Origin of the sequence: Streptomyces sp. NPDC005262 (assembly GCF_042872425.1) — a bacterium.
Taxonomy (GTDB): Bacteria; Actinomycetota; Actinomycetes; order Streptomycetales; family Streptomycetaceae; genus Streptomyces.
The window spans coordinates 434485-451773 of sequence record NZ_JBIAKK010000003.1; the positions used below are offsets into that span (position 1 = coordinate 434485).

15 protein-coding genes are annotated in these 17289 nt (G+C 69.3%); 8 read left to right on the forward strand and 7 right to left on the reverse strand.

Annotated elements, in window-relative coordinates; genetic code table 11:
• Positions 1-212: 212 nt before the first annotated feature.
• Positions 213-3398 (forward strand): glycoside hydrolase N-terminal domain-containing protein, encoded by a 3186-nt coding sequence (locus ACFYP5_RS11905; RefSeq protein ID WP_389033861.1) that lies wholly within the window; start codon positions 213-215, stop codon positions 3396-3398.
• A 93-nt stretch (positions 3399-3491) separates the two neighbouring features.
• Here the strand turns inward: ACFYP5_RS11905 and ACFYP5_RS11910 are convergent, their stop codons facing one another.
• The 3 genes from ACFYP5_RS11910 to ACFYP5_RS11920 are packed head-to-tail and all read right to left on the reverse strand — an operon-like array spanning position 3492 to position 6893.
• Positions 3492-4238: a succinate dehydrogenase/fumarate reductase iron-sulfur subunit gene (locus tag ACFYP5_RS11910; RefSeq protein WP_030980404.1), complete on the reverse strand. Its 747-nt coding sequence runs from the start codon at positions 4236-4238 to the stop codon at positions 3492-3494.
• Positions 4235-6184 (reverse strand): fumarate reductase/succinate dehydrogenase flavoprotein subunit, encoded by a 1950-nt coding sequence (locus ACFYP5_RS11915; RefSeq protein ID WP_389033864.1) that lies wholly within the window; start codon positions 6182-6184, stop codon positions 4235-4237. The genes ACFYP5_RS11910 and ACFYP5_RS11915 overlap by 4 nt, the downstream gene beginning before the upstream one ends.
• A 1-nt stretch (position 6185) precedes the next feature.
• Complete coding sequence (locus ACFYP5_RS11920; protein WP_389033867.1) at positions 6186-6893, reverse strand: succinate dehydrogenase; 708 nt, start codon at positions 6891-6893, stop codon at positions 6186-6188.
• A 94-nt stretch (positions 6894-6987) separates the two neighbouring features.
• Here ACFYP5_RS11920 and ACFYP5_RS11925 point away from each other — a divergent pair, with 94 nt between their 5' ends.
• Positions 6988-7878 carry a LysR family transcriptional regulator gene (locus ACFYP5_RS11925; RefSeq protein WP_389033869.1) on the forward strand — a complete coding sequence of 297 codons (891 nt, stop codon included), beginning with the start codon at positions 6988-6990 and terminating at the stop codon, positions 7876-7878.
• 49 nt (positions 7879-7927) lie between these two features.
• Here the strand turns inward: ACFYP5_RS11925 and ACFYP5_RS11930 are convergent, their stop codons facing one another.
• The 3 genes from ACFYP5_RS11930 to ACFYP5_RS11940 all read right to left on the reverse strand — a co-directional run bounded on the left by ACFYP5_RS11930 (position 7928) and on the right by ACFYP5_RS11940 (position 12097).
• Entirely contained in the window at positions 7928-10102 is a 2175-nt protein-coding gene (locus ACFYP5_RS11930; RefSeq protein WP_389033871.1) for a putative bifunctional diguanylate cyclase/phosphodiesterase, read from the reverse strand.
• Positions 10099-10917 (reverse strand): SAM-dependent methyltransferase, encoded by an 819-nt coding sequence (locus tag ACFYP5_RS11935; RefSeq protein ID WP_389033874.1) that lies wholly within the window; start codon positions 10915-10917, stop codon positions 10099-10101. Before ACFYP5_RS11935 ends, ACFYP5_RS11930 begins: the two co-directional genes overlap by 4 nt.
• A gap of 202 nt (positions 10918-11119) precedes the next feature.
• The gene (locus ACFYP5_RS11940) at positions 11120-12097 is read right to left on the reverse strand and encodes an SCO0930 family lipoprotein (RefSeq protein WP_389033876.1); all 978 of its coding nucleotides are present in this window, start codon (positions 12095-12097) and stop codon (positions 11120-11122) included.
• Between the two features lie 564 nt (positions 12098-12661).
• Here ACFYP5_RS11940 and ACFYP5_RS11945 point away from each other — a divergent pair.
• The 5 genes from ACFYP5_RS11945 (at position 12662) to ACFYP5_RS11965 (ending at position 15871) form a co-directional block, all read left to right on the forward strand.
• Complete coding sequence (locus ACFYP5_RS11945) at positions 12662-12793, forward strand: hypothetical protein (protein WP_389033879.1); 132 nt, start codon at positions 12662-12664, stop codon at positions 12791-12793.
• A 15-nt stretch (positions 12794-12808) separates the two neighbouring features.
• On the forward strand, positions 12809-13585 hold the full coding sequence (locus ACFYP5_RS11950) for a hypothetical protein (protein ID WP_389033884.1): 777 nt from the start codon (positions 12809-12811) through the stop codon (positions 13583-13585).
• Positions 13586-13751: 166 nt separating this feature from the next.
• Positions 13752-14282: a hypothetical protein gene (locus ACFYP5_RS11955; protein ID WP_389033886.1), complete on the forward strand. Its 531-nt coding sequence runs from the start codon at positions 13752-13754 to the stop codon at positions 14280-14282.
• Between the two features lie 271 nt (positions 14283-14553).
• Complete coding sequence (locus ACFYP5_RS11960; RefSeq protein ID WP_389033889.1) at positions 14554-15207, forward strand: class F sortase; 654 nt, start codon at positions 14554-14556, stop codon at positions 15205-15207.
• 202 nt (positions 15208-15409) lie between these two features.
• A complete protein-coding gene (locus tag ACFYP5_RS11965; protein WP_030923553.1) occupies positions 15410-15871 on the forward strand; it encodes a universal stress protein in 462 nt (153 codons plus the stop codon).
• Between the two features lie 39 nt (positions 15872-15910).
• Here the strand turns inward: ACFYP5_RS11965 and ACFYP5_RS11970 are convergent, their stop codons facing one another.
• Complete coding sequence (locus ACFYP5_RS11970; RefSeq protein WP_389033892.1) at positions 15911-16663, reverse strand: hypothetical protein; 753 nt, start codon at positions 16661-16663, stop codon at positions 15911-15913.
• 75 nt (positions 16664-16738) lie between these two features.
• On the opposite strand from ACFYP5_RS11970, the gene ACFYP5_RS11975 reads away from it, so the two are divergent.
• The gene (locus ACFYP5_RS11975) at positions 16739-17143 is read left to right on the forward strand and encodes a glycoside hydrolase domain-containing protein (protein WP_389033895.1); all 405 of its coding nucleotides are present in this window, start codon (positions 16739-16741) and stop codon (positions 17141-17143) included.
• The last annotated feature ends 146 nt before the right edge of the window (positions 17144-17289 follow it).

Below are 17289 nucleotides of genomic sequence, written 5' to 3' on the forward strand. Positions count from 1 at the left end.
CAACGCACCGCCTTTCCGAGCGCCGCAGCGTGACACCGAAGGCAGGGCCCACGGAGTCCGGCCCCCTAGGGAGGGGCACCCAGCAGAGACAGCGCCGCACACTCTAGACATCCGATCTGTCATCCGATGAAATGACCTCGCCCTCGGCGTACGTCGGCGCATCTCCGCCATCTCTCCGTTAAAGAACCGATCAATGGGCCAGGAGGTCTCTCGTGACCGATGAACCCCAACCGCACAGACGAAGCATTCTCAAGCTCGGCGGTGCGCTCACCCTCACACCGCTGATCACTCAGCTGACCGGGGGGATCCCTGTGGGACAGGCCGTCGCCGCCGGGGCCGCCGCGCCGGCGTCCGTCCAGTGGCCGACCCTGTCGCGCAAGGCGCTGAAGTACGCGGTCCCCGCCATGGACTGGCAGTCGCAGGCCCTGCCTATCGGCAACGGCCGGCTCGGCGCCATGCTCTTCGCCAACCCCTTCGAGGAGCGTGTCCAGTTCAACGAGCAGAGTCTCTGGGGTGGGGTCAACAACTACGACAACGCTCTCGCGGGCGAGCCGGACAGCGCTTTCGACACCGGCATGACCGGCTTCGGCTCGTACCGGAACTTCGGTGATGTCGTCGTCACCTTCGCTCGCGGTGCGAAGGTCACGGCCCCGGGGGGACCGTACCGTACCTCCTCGACCGAGGGCGTCGACAAGACCTACGACGGCAACTCGAGCACCAAGTGGTGCATCGAGGGGCCGGGCTCGAAGGTGCAGTGGCAGGTCGAACTCCCCGACCCCGTCGAGGTCGCGTCCTACCGTCTGACGAGTGCCAACGACGTGCCGCAGCGCGACCCGCAGGAGTGGACGTTCTCCGGCTCCGCCGACGGCGCCACCTGGACCAGACTCGACAGCCGCACTCTGGCGACGCCCTTCGAGAGCCGGTACCAGACGAAGGAATTCACCTGTGCCGACACCGCGGCCTACCGCTTCTACCGGTTCGACTTCGTTCCCGAAGCAGGGGTCAGCCACTTCCAGGTGAGCGAGATCGGTCTGTCCGGCGTCGACCTCGACGGGGGTGGCTCGATGTACCTGTCGTCGCCCAGCGGGCACTCCGAGGGATCCGGTCGGGCCACGGACATCTCGAGTTCGGTGGACCGCGACCCGGCCACGGTCTGGCGGGTCGACGCCGTCGCCCCGGCGGTCGTCTGGCAGGCCGACCTGTCCACCACGACCGCCGTCACCTCGTACACACTGACGGCGGCCCCGGACCGTCCGCACGACGACCCCCGGCGATGGGCGCTCGAGGCGTCGCAGGACGGGCAGGACTGGGTGACGCTCGACACGCAGAACCCCGGCGCGCCCTTCGCCGGCCGCGGCGAGAGCCGGACCTTCCGGATCACCGACAGCACGGCCTACCGCACCTACCGGCTCACGTTCACCCCCGGCGAGTCGTCCACCGGCTTCCAGATCGCGGAGGTCGCGCTGGAAGGCAAGGGGTTCGACACGCGCATGCAGTCCACGTTCGTCGACTACCGGCGCGCCCTGGATTTCTTCGAGGGTATCCATGTCACCCGTTTCGTCGAGCCGGGGCGGCGCGTCCTGCGGGAAGCCTTCGCCAGCCGGTCCGCGGACGTCATGGTCTTCCGGTACACGTCGGACGGCGACCGAGGACTCTCCGGAGCGATCTCGCTGACGTCCGGACAGGAGGCCCCGACGACCGTCGACGCCGGCGCCCGGCGGATGGCCTTCAACGGTGTCATGGGCAACGGCCTCAAGCACGCGTGCGCCGTCCAGGTCGTGCACACCGACGGCGACTTCAGCACCGACGGGTCGGTGCTCCGGTTCTCCGGCTGCACGACCCTGACCCTGCTCCTCGACGCCCGCACCGACTACGAACTCGACGCCGCCGCCGGGTGGCGCGGAGCCGAACCGGAACCGGTGGTCGCCGCGACGCTCGACAAGGCGGCCGCCCGGGCGTACGACGGGATGCGCGACGAGCACACCGCCGAGATACGCACCCTCATGAACCGCGTCTCCGTCGCCTGGGGCACCTCCGACGACGCCGTCGTCGCCCTGCCGACCAACGCCCGGCTGGCGCGCTACGCGGCGGGCGGGGAGGACCCGACTCTCGAGCAGACGATGTTCGACTTCGGCCGGTACCTGCTGATCAGTTCCTCGCGCCCGAAGGGGCTGCCGGCCAACCTCCAGGGCCTCTGGAACGACAGCGACGCGCCGGCGTGGGCCTCCGACTACCACACCAACATCAATGTCCAGATGAACTACTGGGGAGCCGAGACGACGAACCTGTCGGAGTGCCACGAGGCACTCGTCGGGTTCGTCGAACAGGTGGCGGTGCCGAGCCGCGTGGCGACCCGCAACGCCTTCGGCAAGGACACGCGCGGCTGGACCGCCCGCACCAGCCAGAGCATCTTCGGCGGCAACGCCTGGGAGTGGAACACCGTCGCGAGCGCCTGGTACGCGCAGCACCTCTACGAGCACTGGGCGTTCACCCAGGACCTGGTCCACCTCCGCACCGTCGCCTACCCGATGATCAAGGAGATCTGCGAGTTCTGGGAGGACCATCTCAAGGAGCGCGAGGACGGACTCCTCGTCGCGCCGAACGGCTGGTCCCCCGAGCACGGGCCGCGCGAGGACGGCGTCATGTACGACCAGCAGATCATCTGGGACCTGTTCCAGAACTACCTCGACTGCGAGGCGGCACTCGACGCGGATGCCGACTACCGGGCCAAGGTCATGGACATGCAGGCGCGCCTCGCGCCGAACAAGATCGGCCAGTGGGGTCAACTGCAGGAGTGGCAGGAGGACATCGACAGCCCCAGCGACATCCACCGCCACACCTCGCACCTCTTCGCGGTCTACCCGGGTCGCCAGATCACCCCGAGGACGCCCGACTTCGCGGCCGCCGCCCTCGTCTCGCTCAAGGCACGGTGCGGCGAGAAGGAAGGCGTCCCGTTCACGGCCGCCACGGTGTCGGGCGACAGCCGCCGCTCGTGGACCTGGCCCTGGCGGGCAGCCCTCTTCGCCCGCCTCGGTGACGGGCACCGCGCCCGGATCATGCTGCGCGGACTGCTGACCTACAACACTCTGCCCAACATGTTCTGCAACCACCCGCCCTTCCAGATGGACGGCAACTTCGGCATCTCGGGCGCCGTGGCGGAGATGCTCCTGCAGAGCCACGACGGCGTCATCCACCTGCTGCCCGCCCTGCCGGAGGAATGGAAGGCCAAGGGTTCCTTCACCGGGCTCCGCGCCCGCGGCGGCTACGAGGTCCGCTGTGAATGGCGCGATGGGAAGGTCACGTCCTACAGGATCGTGGCCGACCGGGCGCGGAACCGGGGGAACGTCACCGTGCGGGTGAACGGCGTCGACACGAAGGTGAAGCCGATCAAGCCCTGACGCCGGCCGTCCGCCGGCCGAGGCAGCGCACCCCGGGTCGTCGGCACAGCCGGTCTCATCACCGGCTGTGCCGACCGAACACCGGAACAGGCCCTAGCGGTGCACCTTGCGGGTCGCCCGCAGCCACTCCTTGTTCATGGCCGAGATCGACGGCAGCGGGATGCCCTTCGGGCAAGCCGTGGCGCACTCCCCGGTGAGCGTGCAGCCGCCGAACCCCTCGCTGTCCATCTGGTCGACCATGTCGAGCACTCGTGTCTCGCGCTCGGGGGCGCCCTGTGGCAGGACGTTGAGGTGGTTGATCTTCGCCGAGGTGAAGAGCATCGCCGAGCCGTTGGGGCAGGCCGCCACGCAGGCGCCGCAGCCGATGCACTCGGCGTGCTCGAACGCGAAGTCGGCGTCGGGCTTGGGCACAGGGGTGGCATGGGCGTCGGGTGCGGTGCCGGTCGGGGCGGAGATGTAGCCGCCCGCCTGGATGATCCGGTCGAAGGCCGAGCGGTCCACGACCAGGTCCTTGACGACCGGGAAGGCCGAGGCACGCCACGGTTCGATGTCGATCGTGTCGCCGTCCTGGAAGGACCGCATGTGGAGCTGGCAGGTGGTCGTGCGTTCCGGGCCGTGGGCGTCGCCGTTGATGACGAGGCTGCAGGCGCCGCAGATGCCTTCCCGGCAGTCGTGGTCGAAGGCGACGGGATCGTCTCCGGTGAGGATGAGCTCCTCGTTGAGGGTGTCGAGCATTTCCAGGAACGACATGTCCTGCGAGATGCCGTCCACCTGGTAGGTGGACATGGCGCCGGGGGCGTCGGCGTTCTTCTGGCGCCAGACGCGCAGGGTGAGCTTCATGCGTAGCTCCGCTGAGTGGGGTGGACGTACTCGAAGACGAGGTCTTCCTTGTGCAGGACGGGGGCTTCGCCGGTGGCACTGAACTCCCACGCGGCGGCGTACGAGAACTCCTCGTCCTGGCGGGCGGCTTCGCCGTCCGGGGTCTGCGACTCCTCGCGGAAGTGGCCTCCGCAGGACTCGGCGCGATGCAGGGCGTCGAGGCACATGAGCTCGGCGAGCTCCAGGTAGTCGACGATGCGGTTGGCCTTCTCCAGGGACTGGTTGAACTCGTCACCGGTGCCGGGGACCTTGATGCGGCGCCAGAACTCCTCGCGGATCTGCGGTATCCGGTCGAGTGCCTTGCGCAGCCCCGCCTCGGTGCGGGCCATGCCGCAGTACTCCCACATGAGTTCGCCGATCTCCCGGTGGAAGGAATCGGGAGTGCGGTCGCCGTCGACGGCGAGCAGCAGGTTCAGCCGGTCCTCGGTCTCCGCGAGGGCCTCTTCCACGGCCGGGTGCGAGCCGTCGACCTCGTCGTGGTGCGGGTTGCGGGCCAGGTAGTCGTTGATGGTCGACGGCAGAACGAAGTAGCCGTCGGCGAGCCCCTGCATCAGCGCCGAGGCGCCGAGCCGGTTGGCCCCGTGGTCGGAGAAGTTGGCCTCACCGATCGCGAACAGCCCGGGGATCGTGGTCTGCAGGTCGTAGTCGACCCAGAGTCCGCCCATCGTGTAGTGCACGGCGGGGTAGATCCGCATCGGGGTCTCGTACGGATTCTCCGCGGTGATCCGCGCGTACATATCGAAGAGGTTGCCGTACTTCTCCTCCACCTTGGCCTTGCCCATCCGCTGGATGGCCTCCGCGAAGTCGAGGTAGACGCCCTGGCCGCCGGGGCCGACGCCGCGGCCCTCGTCGCAGACGTTCTTCGCGGCGCGCGAGGCGATGTCACGCGGAACGAGGTTGCCGAAAGCCGGGTAGATGCGCTCCAGGTAGTAGTCGCGCTCGTCCTCCGGGATCTCGTTGGCCGGCCGGTTGTCGCCCTTGGCCTTCGGGACCCAGATCCGGCCGTCGTTGCGCAGCGACTCGCTCATCAGCGTCAGCTTGGACTGGTGGTCGCCGGTGCGCGGAATGCAGGTGGGGTGGATCTGGGTGAAGCACGGGTTGGCGAAGTACGCGCCGCGCCGGTGGGCGCGCCAGATGGCGGTGGCGTTGGAGTTCATGGCGTTCGTCGACAGGTAGAAGACGTTGCCGTAGCCGCCGCTGGCCAGCACGACGGCGTCGGCGAAGTACGTGTCGATCTTTCCGGTGACCAGGTCGCGGGCGACGATGCCCCGGGCCTTCCCGTCGACGATGATCAGGTCGAGCATCTCCGTCCGCGCGTGCAGCTCGACGTTGCCGGCGGCAATCTGCCGCGACAGCGCCTGGTAGGCGCCGAGGAGGAGCTGCTGCCCGGTCTGGCCGCGGGCGTAGAACGTACGGGAGACCTGGACGCCGCCGAAGGACCGGTTGTCGAGCAGACCGCCGTACTCGCGGGCGAAGGGCACGCCCTGGGCGACGCACTGGTCGATGATCTCGACGGAGATCTGGGCGAGCCGGTGGACGTTGGACTCCCGGGCGCGGAAGTCGCCGCCCTTGACCGTGTCGTAGAAGAGCCGGTGGATCGAGTCGCCGTCGTTGCGGTAGTTCTTCGCGGCGTTGATACCGCCCTGGGCGGCGACGGAGTGGGCGCGGCGGGGCGAGTCCTGGAAGCAGAACTGGACCACGTGGTAGCCCTGTTCGGCCAGCGTCGCCCCGGCCGAGCCGCCGGCCAGGCCGGTGCCGACGACGATGACGGTGTGCTTGCGCCGGTTGGCCGGGTTGACGAGCTTGGCCTCGAAGCGGCGGGTGTCCCAGCGTTCGGCGACGGGGCCCTCGGGGGCCTTGGTGTCGACGACGGGTGCACCGGTCTCGTAGTGCGAGTAGTCGGTCATGTCAGCTCACGACTCCGGTCATGACGGCGACGGGTACGGAGATGAAGCCCACCGTCAGCACCAGTGCGAGGACGTTGGCGATGGTCTTGAGAACACGGTCGCGGGTCGCTCTGCCCGCGCCCAGGGTCTGTGCGGCGCTCCAGAAGCCGTGCTGGACATGGAGTCCCATGGCGAGCATGGCGACGATGTAGATGACGTTGCCGTACCAGGTGGAGAAGGTGTCGATGACGTTCTGGTACGGATGCCCGGGCTGGAATCCGTCGGCGTGCACGGTGCCCGTGGTCAGGTCGAGGACGTGCCAGACGATGAACAGGGCGAGGATGATCCCGCCCCAGCGCATGGTCCGGGTGGCATAGCTCGCGCGGGGTCTCTTGTGGACGTACTTGCTGGGGCGTGCCCTGATGTCGCGACGGCTCAGCTGGTACGCGGAGGTGGCGTGCAGCACGACGGCCGCGACGAGCACCACTCGGACGATCCACAGGGCCCACTCGTAGTGCAGGAAGGGCTCGCCCAGGGTCCGCAGCCAGTGGGCGTAGTGATTGAACTCGCCGGACCCGAAGAAGATCTTCAGGTTGCCCACCATGTGAACGACCAAGTAGAGGAGCATGATCAGGCCGCTCACGGCCATGATCGCCTTCTTGCCGACGGACGAGTCCCAGAGCGTGCGCGTCATGGACGGCCGTCGGTCCGTCCGGGTTGCCAATGCCATGGACACGACGCTAGGACGGAAGGACCTCATCAGTCCAAGACATGGTACGGCTCATATCCATAGGCTTTGCCTATCGCGGGCTTATACTGCGTGTATGCAATTCCAGCAGCTCACGTATTTCGTGGCCGTCGCCGAGGCGCGGCACTTCACCCGCGCCGCGGAGGAGGTGCATGTCTCCCAGCCGTCGCTCTCCCAGCAGATCAGGGCCCTGGAGAACGAGCTGGGGGCGGAACTGTTCAGCCGGGCCCGCGGCAACATCACGCTCACCGACGCCGGCGAGGCGCTGCTGCCGCTCGCCCGCCGGATCCTGGCGGACGCCGACACCGCCCGCCACGAGGTGCAGGAGCTGGCCCAGCTGCGTCGGGGCCGGGTCAGGCTGGGCGCGACGCCGAGCCTCTGCACAGGGCTGCTGCCCGACGTGCTGCGCGCCTTCCGCGACCGGCATCCGGGGATCCAGCTGCTGCTGGAGGAGGGCGGCTCACACGACCTCGTACGGGAGCTGGCGCGCGGCGCGCTCGATCTCGCACTTGTGGTGCTGCCGCTGCCTGCCGCGTCTCCGGCGCTGACGACGGTGGAGCTGCTCCAGGAGGACCTGGTGGTGGTGTCGGCGGCGGAGGCTCCGCGGCCCGGAAGGGGCGGAAGCGTACGAATCGCGCATCTGGAGGGCGAGCCGCTGGTGATGTTCCGGCACGGCTACGACCTGCGGGAACTGACGGTGGCTGCCTGCCGGGCGGAGGGCTTCGAGCCGTCGTTCACGGTGGAGGGCGGCGAGATGGACGCGGTGCTCGGGTTCGTACGGGCGGGGCTCGGGGTGGCGGTGGTGCCGAGCATGGTGGCGACGCGGGCGGGAAGCGATCTGCGGACGACGCCGCTGGCCCCGCCGGGGTTGCGGCGCACCATCGCGCTGGCGCACCGCAGTGACGTGGCGCCGCCACGGGCGGCGCGGGAGCTGCAGAAGGTACTGCTGGCCAGCCGGACGGGGTGATCAAGCCCGTCCGGCGGCTGAGGACGGAACCGGTGGTCCGTCCCTCCGTTCAGACCGCGTCGGCCAGCAGCAAGGAGTGGATCCGGTCCGGCGCACCGGGCCGCGCGTAGTACCAGCCCTGCGCCGTGTCGCAGCCGAGCTTCCGCAGCTGCTCCGCCTGGGCGCCCGTCTCCACACCCTCCACCGTCACTGCCAGGTCCAGGCTGTGCGCCAGCGACACGATCCCCTCGACGATCTTCAGGTCGACCGGGTCCGCCGGATGCTGCTGCATGCCCTGGGTGAAGGAACGATCCAGCTTGAGCACGCTCACCGGCAGCCGACGCAGATTCGCCAGGTTCGAGTACCCCGTGCCGAAGTCGTCGAGCGCTATGTCCACGCCCATTTCGGCCAGTTGGCGCAGCGGCTTCAGCAGATCGTCGTCCGCACCGATGAGCGCGGACTCGGTGACCTCCAGGCAGAGCGCCCTCGGCTCCAGCCCCGAACGCTCCAGGACGTCGACCGTCTCGGCGACCAGCTGCGGGTGGTGCAGCTGGGTCGGCGACAGGTTGACGTTGATCCGCAGCGGGCCGCCGTCACTGTGCCGCTCCTGCCAGGAGTTGGCCTGCCGTACGGACTCCTCCAGCACCCATCGCCCGAGCGGCACGATCAGCCCGGTGTGCTCGGCGAGCGGGATGAACCGGTCCGGTCCGAGCACGCCGTGCTGCGGGTGGCACCAGCGCACCAGGGCCTCCGCACCGTGCACCGTACCGTCGCCCAGATGCACGAGCGGCTGGTACTCGATGAAGAACTCGCCGCGATCCAGGGCCGCGGGCAGTGCGGTGGTCAGCCCGTGCCGGGTGATGGCGCGGGCGTCCGCCTCGGCGTCGGCGAGTTCGAAGCGGTTGCCGCCCGCCGACTTGGCCCGGTACATCGTGATGTCGGCGCTGCGCAGCACTTCGGCGGCGGTGCGTTCGCCCGCCGGTCCTTCGACGACACCGATGGAGCCACGCACCGTCAGTTCGCGGCCGTCGAGCCGGATCGGGGTGGCGAGTACGCCGAGGATCCGGCTGGCCAGTTCATCGACCTTCTCCTCGGTGCCGGGGCCGGTGGTCAGTGCCACGAACTCGTCGCCGCCGAGCCGCGCCACCATTTCGCCGGGCGCGGTCGCACAGCTCTGCAGCCGGTCGGCGACCTCGACGAGCAGCCGGTCCCCCGCCGCGTGGCCCAGGCTGTCGTTGATCGCCTTGAAACCGTCGAGGTCGAGGTAGCAGAGGCCGAAGCGGCTGCCGTCGGCGGCGGACAGCGCCTTCTCCAGCCGCTCGAAGAACAGCGTCCGGTTGGGCAGACCGGTGAGCGCGTCGTGGGTGGCCTCGTAGCGCAGCCGCAGGTTGAGCAGCCGACGCTCCGTGGTGTCCTCCATCAGTGCCAGCTGATACTCCGGCCGCCCCTCGGGGTCGCGGAGCAGCGACACCGTGAGGTTGGTCCACAGCACGGTGCCGTCGTTGCGGTAGTACGGCTTCTCGACCCGGTAGTGCTCGCGTTCGCCGCGTACCAGCTCCTCGTAGTACTTCCACACGTACGGCGAGTCCTCGGGATGGACCCACTCGTTGACCTTGTGGCCGCGGACATGGAGGTCGAGCCCGCCGAACATCCGGGTCAGGGTGTCGTTGACCTCCAGCACGTTGCCTTCCAGGTCGGCGATCCCGATGCCGACGGCGGCGTCCTTGAAGACGGCGCGGAAGCGGGCCTCCGTGGCGTGCAGGGCCTGTTCGGCGTTGGAACGGGCGGTCAGCGCCGAGCGGGCGATGGCCTCCTGTTCGGCAAGGGTCCGTTCGCGCAGCGCCTGGGTGAAGCCGCCCGCGAGGGCGTGCTGCATGCGTGCGCAGCGGGCCCGGCTGTCCTCGGTCGACAGCGCCACCGGTCCGTTGCCGCCGCAGTAGAGCACCAGGTACGAGTCGACGACGCCGAGCGTGGAGCTGAGCGCCTCCGGGTCGGTGCAGTGTGCGTCGACGAGCGCGGCCCCCACCTTGTTCGCGGGCGCCGCGTCGAAGGGCCGGGCGTGCAGGATGTCACTCAGTCTGCGGGCCAGCGGCAGCAGGTGCTGCTCGAACTCCGGACGGGTCATCGAGGTGGCCGTCGACGGGAAGGTGGCCCGGCTCCAGATCGTCGCGAATCTTCGGAGCCGGTCCTCGGGACCGTCGGGCTCCGCGTCCGGTGCGTCGGACGCCTGGGCGGGAGTGCTCACGCCCTGCGTCCCACTCCGGCGAAGCCCGAGAACGCATACGGGTCTTCCTGTTCCTGCACCACGGAGGTGTCCGGACGCCACTCCGGCATCGCCACGAGACCGGGCTCGACCATCTCGTAACCCTCGAAGAACCTGGCGACCTCGTCGCGCGACCGCATGATCAGCGGGTTACGGATGTTCCGGTAGACGCCGACCGCACCTCCCGCCTCCTCCTGGGTGAGCGGAATGCCCTCGTACGAGGCGTGGGTGATGATGACGAGGCTGCCGGGTGCGAGCCCGTCGCGCAGTTCGGCGAGGGCCGTCTGCGGGTCGTCGGCGTCCTCGATGAAGTGGAGGACGGCTACGAGCAGAAGCGCCACCGGACGGTCCATGTCGAGGAGTTCGGTGATCTCACGGCTCTTCAGGATCTCCGGCGGGCGCCGAAGATCGGCAGCGACGATCACCGCCCGGTCGTTGCCCTCGAGTACGGCCTGGCTGTGCGCGACCGCAACGGGGTCGTTGTCGACGTAGGCGACCCGTGCCTCGGGGTCGGCCGCCTGGGCGATTTCATGGACATTGCCGAAGGTCGGTATGCCGGAACCTATGTCCAGGAACTGAGTGATGCCCTCACTCACCGCATGACGCACGGCCCTGCGCATAAAGGCGCGATTGGCTTGCATGATCTTGGGGAGTCCCGGCATGAACTCCATGGCCTTGCGGGCCGCTTCCCGGTCCACCTCGAAATTGTGCGATCCGCCCAGATAGAAGTCATACATGCGTGACACGCTCGGCACCGATATGTCAATGCCCTGCGGTGCCCAGGCGGGACGCTCCATCGATGTCTCCAACAAGTCGCCACGGCGATCCGGCCATGTTCATGGTCAGTGTGGACCAGAGGCTACTGATCGACCGCCAGGAGAGCGAGCGGAAACGGAAATTAGCGGTCCGTTATTGGTCACACACCAGTGGCATGTGCAACCGGCCCGTCGCTAAGTGTGACATTCAGCGACGGGCCGGTCCGGAACGGCTGTTGTGAGGTTACTTCGGGGCGCCCACGAGCTTTGCCTCGGGCGACACCACGTACCATGTGCCCCCCACACCTTGCCCGTTGGTGTCACCGGGCTTCGTGTCACCGGAGAACGTATAGATGGGCCAGCAGTCGATGGCCTGCTGCTTGAGTCCGTCGGGCCGATTGAAGGTGACAAATCCCTTGGTGGTAACACCCGAGACATCATTCTTGGCCAATGGGGCGACAACCGGCCACTTCGAGAGGCAGGCCCCGGTGCAGGCCGACTTCATCGGCCAGGCGCTGTCCTTCTTGAACCGGTAGACCGTCATGCCGCGTTTGTCGACGACGATGTTCCCGAGTTCCGGGTCCTTGCGCACCGAAAGTCCCGCGAGATCAGCCTGTTCGCCACCGGCCGGCCCGTCGGCGTTCACCGCGGCCTTCTTGCCGTTCGGAGCGGAGGCGAACCAGGTGCCTCCCACGCCCTGCCCATTGGCGTCGCCGGGCTTGGCGTCCTTCGCATACCGGTACATCGGCCATCCCGCAATGGTGAGTTGCTGGGTGCCGTCCGCGCGGGTGACCTTGCCGATCAGTGCGTCATCGGTACCGGCGGCGGCCGTGACATTGCCCGCTGGGACGACCGGCCAGATCTTCGCGCAGTCACCTTCGCAATTGGACTTCGGCGGACTCGCGGTGTCCTTGTCGAAGCGGTAGAGCGTGAATCCCTCGCTGTCCGTCAGCACCTCGCCGAGCTTCTTGCTGTCCCACACCGCGAGCTGCCCGGCCTGCTTCGACTTGGCGGACTGCGCCCCGGAGTCGGAGCCGTAGCCGGTGTCGGAGCCGTACCCGCTGTCCGTGTCGTAGCCGCTGCCCGCCTGTCCGGCCGGGCTCGCATTGCCCACGTTCTGTCCGTTGGGGGACTCGGTGCCCTTGTCCTGACCGCACGCCGTCGTCAGCGCCAACAGGGCCGCCGCGGTCACCGCGAGCGAGGCGTTCCGCCAGGTATTCATGTCAACTCCCGTAACTCTGTCGCCAGTTGCGACGCACGTCCGCGTCGTTCATGGCCCTAGGTACGGGCGGCGGGTGCTTCTTTGTTCAACACGTCCGCAGAATTTTCCCGAGCCGCAAACCCCCGGCGCCCCAGGTCCCCTCCATCAGGGGAATCCTGACCGCGGTCCGCGTGCGGTCCCACCAGCCGGAACATGCTCCCCGTCGTGTACGGATCATTCGTCGGGCGGCTCACCGCAGCCCTCGCACTCATCTGGCTCCTCGCCGCCCCGGTGCCCGCGGCGGCCGACAACTGTTCGTACTCCTCGATCGGGGACGGCAGCGGGACCACGGCGGTCGCCACGACGGGCGACGGGCACTGCCAGGCGGGCCCGGTGCCCAAGCCGACTCCCCGGCCCGAGCCACCACCCCCACCACCCCCACCACCCCCTCCTCCGCCTCCACCCCCACCACCGCCGCCTCCTCCACCCCCACCACCGCCACCCGCTGCACCGGCACCGGCACCGGCGCCGCCACTTCCGCCGCCCCCGCCCTCCGCACGCCCCACGCCGCCCCCGCCCAGGCCGGTGGCGCTACCCGCCTACCGCAGGCCGCCGCGCAAGGTCCCGCAGCACGGCCCCTCCCTGGTCACCCTCACCCTGCTGATCACCGCCCCCGCGGTGTTCGCCGTCGCCGTGCTACGTCCCCGCTCCCGATGACCCACGGAGAAGCCCATGTCGGAATGGCTTGTTCTCACCCTCGCCATGGCCGCGGCCTGCGCCGTCGTGCTGACCATCGCCGTCCTCAACAACCGCCGGATCACCGAGGACGACGACCCGTCAGAGACCCCTGACGTCATCGAATACATGACGATGATGATCGGTGTGGTGTACGCGATCGTGCTCGGCCTCGCCATCGCGGGCGTCTGGGAGGGCCGCAGCGCCGCTCAGGAGTACGTACGCCAGGAGGCGCAGGCCCTGCACGAGGTGAACGTCCGCTCCTCGGTCTACCCGGCCGAGGTGCGCGCCCGGATCCGCGCCGACGTCGACGCATACGTCGGCTATGTCGTCCACGACGAGTGGCAGGCCATGAGCGAGCACGGAGATCTCACCGACCGGGGCGCAGAACTCCTCGGCCGGGTACGCGCCGATGTCACCGATTACCGGCCGAGGACCGACCACGAGGGGCAGGCTTATCAGCCACTGGTCGACCAGGTCGCCGCGGCCGACGACGCACGCAGCTCCCGCGGCCAGAGCGCCGGCGCCACCATGCCTGGCGTCGTCTGGTTCGGCCTGATCACCGGGGCGCTGGTGACCGTCGGGCTGATCTTCACCCTGCAGATCCGGAGAACGTTCCGGGAACTGCTGCTGGCCGGGCTGTTCAGCGTGCTCATCGCCTTCCTTCTCTTCCTGATCTGGGACTTCGACTCACCGTTCGGCCGCGGCATCTCCGCCACCGCGGCACCGTTCCTCGATCTGTTCCCCAACGCGGCGGGCGGGCCGTCGTCCTGACGGCACGACGGGGGTGCGCCGCCCGAGGGACACCCATGCCCCATTCGCCGGACCCCGATCGCGCATGATATGCGGCACTTCTAGCGTTTCTCCCATCGAGGTGCATATCTGACGCTTTGTGGGAAACGGTTCCGCAGCTGCTCCTCGGGGACTCGGAGGAATCATCATGCGCCCCATAGGTGTCGCACCCGTCGCCCTGCTAGGCGCCACCGCCCTCGCCCTGACCGCTCCGGCCGCGACCGCGCACGCCGCGATGTCGAGGGAGGCGCCCAGCGCGACCCGACCCATCGTCGCCCCGTCGGTGGTCGCGCCGGGCGGCCAGGTCACCCTGGCCGCCCGGGGGTGCTCAAAAACAGCGACGGCCGGTTCGGGGGTCTTCGACAGCATCACCATTCCCAGCGGGGGCACCGCCGCGGCCACGGTCGACTGGGATGCCAAACCTGGCACTGCCTATGAGGTGACGTTCATCTGCAATACAACCCCGACCTCCACGGCGAAGATCCGCCTCACGATCTCCGTCGGCAATCCCACACCCACCGGCTCCACGACGATCGCGCCGCGCAGCGTGCAGGGTGGCCTCGGCGGCATCGGCCGGATGAGTTCCGCGGAGGTGGTCGGCGGCACCGCACTGGCAGTGGTCGCAACCACCGGCACGCTCTTCGTGGTGGCCCGGCGGAGGGAGAGCCGACGCCACTGAAACGGCGCCGGCCGACGGTGGAACGCGCGTCGCCCCGGGTCCTTGTCCAGGACCCGGGGCGACGCGCAGATCGAACCGATGATCCGGCACATCACATCAGTGCGACTTCATCTGACGGGGCCACAGCTGATGGGCGGACAGAATCGTCGGCCGGTCCCGGCTCCGATGAGGAGAACCTCTCGGCCGGCCACCCATTCGCCCTTCCCTGATCGCCGCCCGGCCGCCGCGCGCCTAGCGTTCCTAAGGGCTGTCGCGCGACGAAGGGAGAACCATGGGCCGGGACCACTGGCGCGTCGAGCGGACCAGACACTCACCCTGGGGCGCCATCGCCCTGGTACTGCTCACCGGTCTCGCCCTGGTGCGGAACGGTCCGGACCCCTCGCCGGCCCCGCCCCGGCCGGCCGCCGCCTCGGCCCACCGCCATCAGAACACCCCCGGTGCGCCTCCGACGGACCTCACGGTGCGGCCACTGGCGTACTCCCTCGCCTCGCGCGTGGTCATCCCCGCGATCCGCGTCGATGCACCGCTCGTCGATGTGCACCTGGAGCCGGACGGCTCTCTCGGGGCACCCCCTCCGGAGGAACCTCAGCTCGCCGGTTGGTACCGCGACGGCGTCTCGCCAGGCCAGCTGGGCACTTCGGTTCTCGTCGGCCATGTCGACACCATGGCGGGACCAGCCGTGTTCCACGGCCTCGGTTCGCTGAGGCGGGGCAACCGGATCGAGGTGACACGGCACGACGACGGGGTCGCGGTGTTCGAGGTCTACGGAGTCGAGGTGCTCTCCACAGCCGACTTCCCCGGCGACCGGGTGTACCGCGGCACCGGCAGGCCGGAGCTGCGGCTGATCACCCACGGCGGCTGCACGACAGCCGACGGCCACGACGCCGCTGCCGTCGTCTTCGCCCGCCTGGTCGCGACCCTCTGATCCAAGGCCGAGCAGACGCCGCCGCGCGCGCAGCCGCGGTTCGGAACCGTGATCCCGCATCCGTCGTCGGGAGCAGCGTCCTTCGCTCCGGAGGGCTTTGCACCCGATGGAGGGAGCGCACCCGGGGTAACCGGCGGCTCCGGACCCGGCAGCGGGGCAGCCCGGGTCGGGGGCGGCGCCGGGAGCGGCTAACCTCACTGCCGTGACAGACCAGCAGCCCCACCAGTTCGAACGTGGCACAGACGGCCCGAAGGTGATCGTCGCGGGCCTCGACGGGTCCGATTCCTCGATGCGCGCCGCCGCGTACGCCGCCGGGCTGGCGCGCCGGCAGCACGCCCTGCTCGCCCTCGTCTATGTGCAGCCCGTGATGCCGGCGGGTGCCGCGCTCGGCGCACCGGTCGCCGACACGACCGGCGAGGTCGCGGAGGGTCTGGTGAGTGAGATCCGTGCGGCGACCGAGCGGCTGAAGGACATATGGGATGTGCGCTGGGAGTTCCACACCTTCCGCGGTGATCCGTACAACGGGCTGGTCACCGCGGCCGACGAACTGAGGGCGGACGCCGTCGTGGTGGGCGCGTCTGAGTCGGCGGGGCACCGGTTCATCGGTTCGGTGGCGATCCGGCTGGTGAAGGCGGGGCGCTGGCCCGTCACCGTCGTTCCGTAATTGGCCGACGGTGGCGGGGCGGCCCCGCCTTCCGGGCCGTCAGGCGTTCTTCTCGATGGACTTCTGGAACTCCTGGGCCATCTGGTCCAGCCCCTTGGAGCGCCACTCGGTCCAGAACGGCTTCCACTCGCCGGACTTCCTGCGGCCACTGACGATGTCGTTGACCAGGTCGGTGGCCTCGGTCGACATACGCCCGTAGTGCTCGGTGTACGCGTCGGAGTAGTGGCCCACCGTCGGGTTGGCGACAGCGGTCTCGATGAGCTTCTGCTCGACGGCGTACGTCGCTTTCACGTCCTCGGGGCCGTGGGTACCGGGGAAGGCCGAGGGCAGCAGGGCGAACGGTGCGGTCGTCGCGGTCGCCAGTCCGCTGTAGAACCCCTCGACCTGCTGCTTCCCCTTCTTGGTGCGCTGCGGGAAGCCCTGCTCGTCGTACGTGAAGTCGGCTCCCTCGGTGCCGAACTCCAGGAGCTCGCGCTCCTTGCTGCCGACCGGCGCAGCAAGGTAGTTCAGCACGCCGAGCAGCATCCGTACCCGCTTCTCGCTGCCCTTCTTGACGGCGGTGTAGCCGATCGTGCCCAGGTGGTAGTGGTGGTTCGGCTGCCGGCCGCCCGCGGCGAACGGGATCAGGATCTCCGCCGCGAGCGACGGGTCGTTGGTGCGGAGGTTGGCGCGGCCGCCGGACGGATTGGCGAACACAGTGGCGCCGATGGATCCCTGCGCCATCTTCAGATAGGCGTCGGCCATCTTCGGGTCGCCCGGGTAGAAGACGCCGGCCTGCTTGAGTTTGAGCACGAAGTCCAGTGCCGCCGGGTACTCGTCGGTCTCCTGCCATAAGGTGAGCGAGCCGTCCTTGTTCTGCCGCCACTTTTGCTGGAGGGCGGCGGCAACCCGTGGCGGGGCCTGGTCTTCGGCATGACGGCGCGCGCCCCGATGACCGATGTGCGGCCGATATGGCGGGCCTTCGACGAGCTTGGCCTCACCGAAGCCGAGTTCACCGGCTGGTGGGCGGACGGACCGCCCGTGTCCACCGGCCGGGACGATGTCCTCGCCTCCACCTGGGAGGGGCCCGGCGGGACGACGACCGCGATCGCGTCATGGGCGGCGGAACCGGTGGGGTGTGTCCTGGCGGACGCCGACGGCCCGGTGGCGGCGTATGCGCCCGCGATCGAGGGCTTCCAGCCGGAACGCCCCTTCGCGGCGGGCGAGCGGGTACCGGTGGCTCCGGGACGCGGCTGGCTGCTGGCCGTACGGCCGGCTCCGGTGCCCCGCTGACCGGGCCCCGTCCTCGGCCGCGGCGGCCGAGGACGGGCCGGGGGTCCGGACGAAGGCCCTGAGCCCGTGCGGCGTCCGCCCGACCGTTCACCGCACCATTCGCCGCTCCGTGCGACCGCTCGTCGCACGCCTCGGTGCATCTCCTG